We start from the raw sequence: 3,191 nt of genomic DNA on the forward strand, positions 1-3,191 counted from the left end.
TGCCCGCCTCCGCGGCCTCGGCGGCCTCGGCCGCGGAGGCGGGCACGGTCTCGGGGACCGGCTGCGGTGCCGTGACGGCGGCGGGGCCGCCCGTCGCGGTCAGGTCGTGCGCCTCGGCCGTCGCGGCGGCGTCGACCGCACCGGCGTCGGCGGGGGTGGCCCCCGTCGGGCTGGTGACGGTGTCGGCGGCGCGCGGAGCGCCGTCGCGGTGTGCCATCGATCATCCTCCTGGCCCGGCGATGACCCAGCTCGTGCAGATCGGAGCTGACTGCTTCCCCGTGGTCCGAATAGCTCTTCTCGTGCTCAGGACCTGTCCCCGTGCGGCCCTCGATTCCGCTCGCGCGTACAGGTTAACCCCTGAACTGTCACGCACCGTGTGATCGGCGTAATCCCTCCCGCACGGTCGCGACACGACTGACTACGCTGCGCACTTCTGACCACGTTCGGGGGCTCCGCGCACTAGGGTTCGTGACGATCAGTGCGGAAGCGGAGGGTGTCATGTCGGGCGGTTGGGATACGGCGGTTGCTGGCAGTCGTCGCGGTGGCGCTCATGGCGTCCGGCGCGACGATGGCGGCGGCCTCGACCGCGCGCGCGGCGGGCTCCACGGGCACCGTCTACGTGGTCCACGCGGTCGTCGAGGAGACCGTCGACATCTTCGTCGACGGGGAGAACGTCTGCCCCGACGCGGCGCCCAAGACCGTCGTCGGCCCGCTGAAGCTCGAGGCCGGCTCGCACGAGCTCGTCGTCAAGCAGGACGGCAAGACGCTGCTCACGACGAAGTTCACGGTCAAGGCCGGCGGCAGCACCGACGTCGTCGTGCACCCCAACGCCGACACGTCCGGCACGCTCGCCGCGACCGTCTTCCCGAACAACGTGAAGCCGATCGGTCGGGGCAAGGCCCGGATCGTCGTCACGCACGTCGCGCTCGCCCCGCCGGCCGACATCCGGATCGACGGCAAGGCCGCCTTCCGGAACGTCGCGAGCGGCGAGTCGCTGTGGCTCGACGTGCCCGCGAAGACGTACAAGGTCGACATCGTCCCCACGACCGGCGGTCCCGCGATCCTCGAGCCCGTGTCGCTCTCGCTCCCCGCGGGCAAGCTGACCCGGGTGTTCGCCATCGGCGACCCCGCCAAGGGCACGATGGACGCAGTCGTCCAGAAGCTCGACCTCTCGGTCGTCGGTGCCGCGGCGCCCACGAGCGTGCAGACCGGGAGCGGCGGTCAGGCCGCCGGGCTGTTCGCCGACCAGGGCCTGCTGTCGCCCACCGGCTCCGCGGTCGTCGCGCTCGCCGGCATGGTGCTGCTCGCGGCGTCCCGCGTCGGCCGTGGCCGTGCGGCCGAGGCCGGCATGGGGAGCCGGCACGCCCGCTGAGCCGGGTCGACCGTGACCGGCACCTCCCGCGGCCTCCTCGCCGTCGGCGGGTACGGCGTGACGCTGCTCGCGACCGGCGCCGCGGTCCTGCTCGGACCCGCGGGCGCCCCGGCCGCCGACGGCACCCGGGCCCTGCCGACCCGGACCGTCAGCGCCGCCCCGGTCGTCGCACCGTCCTTCGGCCCGTCGTCCACGCTCGTGCCCGCCCCGGCCGGGTCCGGGCCGGTCCCGGAGGCCTCCCAGGGCCGTGACGCAGCGGCGCGGGCCGCCTTCCGGCCGACCGGCCTCACGCTGTGGAGCGGCCGTGACGCCCCCGTCGTCCCGGCCGGGGTCCGCAGCGACGGTTCGCTCGTCGTCCCGGACGACCCGGCCGTCGTCGGCTGGTGGACCGGCGGAGCGCTCGCGGGCGAGGCCTTCGGCCACGTCGTCGTCGCCGGCCACATCGACGACGCCCGGCTCGGCATCGGGATCCTCGCCGAGCTGGCCAAGGCGAGGAAGGGCCAGGTCGTCACGGTGACGGACGGCGGCCAGAAGGTCCGGTACCGGGTCGTCTCCACGCGGCAGGTCAAGAAGGCCGACCTCGCCAAGGACCCGACGATCTTCGCGCTGGACGCCCCGCACCGGCTCGTCCTCATCACGTGCGGCGGCCGCTTCGACCCGGTCGCGCACCGCTACGACGACAACCTCGTCGTCGAGGCGGTCCCGGTCTGACGCCCGGCCTGGGCGCGGGCCCTCTGCGTGCGCCCCTTAGGCTGACCTCTCGTGGCTCGAACCCCTGACGGACCGCCGCCGCCCCCCGTGGTGCAGCGGCTGCGGCTGCGCTTCACCAAGCGTGGCCGGCTGCGGTTCACGAGCCACCGGGACTTCCAGCGTGCGCTCGAGCGGGCCGTCCGCCGGGCCGGTGTCCCGGTGGCGTACTCGGCCGGCTTCAACCCGCACCCGAAGATCTCCTACGCGGGAGCGGCCCCGACCGGGGCGGCGAGCGAGGCCGAGTACCTCGAGATCGCGCTGAGCACGAAGGTCGAGCCCGACGCCCTGCGGGCCGCGCTCGACGAGGCCCTGCCCACCGGGCTGGACGTCGTCGAGGTCGTCGAGACCGCCGGCGGTGCGCTCGCCGACCGGCTCGTGGCCTCGGAGTGGATCGTCGAGCTGCCCGGGGTGACCCCCGAAGAGGCCGCCACGGCGGTCGTCACCTTCCTCGCGGCCGATCGTGTGGAGGTGACGAGGCTCACGAAGAACGGCAACCGGACCTTCGACGCACGCGGCGCGGTGGTCCGGTTGGGGGTCGTCGACACGCTGCCGGACCTGCTCGTGCGCGCCGGGGCTCAAGTCCCCCCACCCCCCTGTGCGATACTCAACCTGGTTGTACGGCACACCACACCTGCCGTTCGACCCGACGACGTCCTCGCCGCCCTCCGGTCGCAGGCCCTCCTCGCGCCGCCGTCTCCGTCTCGGATGACGCGGCTGGCGCAGGGGCCGCTCGACGAGGCGGACGGCACGGTGGCCGATCCTCTGACCGCCGACAGGAACGCCGCCGGCGCCTGAACCGAGCCGCGCCGCACTGACGCCAGCGCGATCGACACGGCGAATACGTGACGACTTCCGTCACGCCGAGCCCGGCGTGACGAACCAGACGACCGCCCCGTGCGGTGCCGAGGGGTGTGGCTCTGCACCCGGGGTCGAACGGGAGCACCCCGTGTCGCTCGACGACGAGCCCACCGGCACCACCGAAGCGTCCGGCACCGACACCGCGTCGGACGCCGCGACCACCCCCGCCCCGGCGACGAGGACCCGCCGCCGCGCGGCGTCCGACGCGGTG

3 protein-coding genes and 1 pseudogene are annotated in these 3,191 nt (G+C 74.4%); 3 read left to right on the forward strand and 1 reads right to left on the reverse strand.

What is annotated here, in order from left to right:
• Positions 1-217, reverse strand: a pseudogene (locus EDJALFJO_RS00075) (dihydrolipoamide succinyltransferase); the annotation flags it as partial.
• Between the two features lie 306 nt (positions 218-523).
• Here EDJALFJO_RS00075 and EDJALFJO_RS00080 point away from each other — a divergent pair.
• From EDJALFJO_RS00080 to EDJALFJO_RS00090, 3 genes are read left to right on the forward strand one after another with little or no spacing between them, the layout of a single operon-like run.
• A complete protein-coding gene (locus EDJALFJO_RS00080; RefSeq protein ID WP_143448188.1) occupies positions 524-1,372 on the forward strand; it encodes a DUF4397 domain-containing protein in 849 nt (282 codons plus the stop codon).
• A 12-nt stretch (positions 1,373-1,384) separates the two neighbouring features.
• Positions 1,385-2,083, forward strand: coding sequence for a class F sortase (locus tag EDJALFJO_RS00085; RefSeq protein ID WP_088280976.1), 699 nt, complete (start codon positions 1,385-1,387; stop codon positions 2,081-2,083).
• A 51-nt stretch (positions 2,084-2,134) separates the two neighbouring features.
• The gene (locus EDJALFJO_RS00090; protein ID WP_198949859.1) at positions 2,135-2,917 is read left to right on the forward strand and encodes a TIGR03936 family radical SAM-associated protein; all 783 of its coding nucleotides are present in this window, start codon (positions 2,135-2,137) and stop codon (positions 2,915-2,917) included.
• The last annotated feature ends 274 nt before the right edge of the window (positions 2,918-3,191 follow it).

It is taken from the genome of Kineosporia sp. A_224, assembly GCF_002198655.1.
In the GTDB taxonomy this organism is placed as follows: Bacteria; Actinomycetota; Actinomycetes; order Actinomycetales; family Kineosporiaceae; genus R-H-3.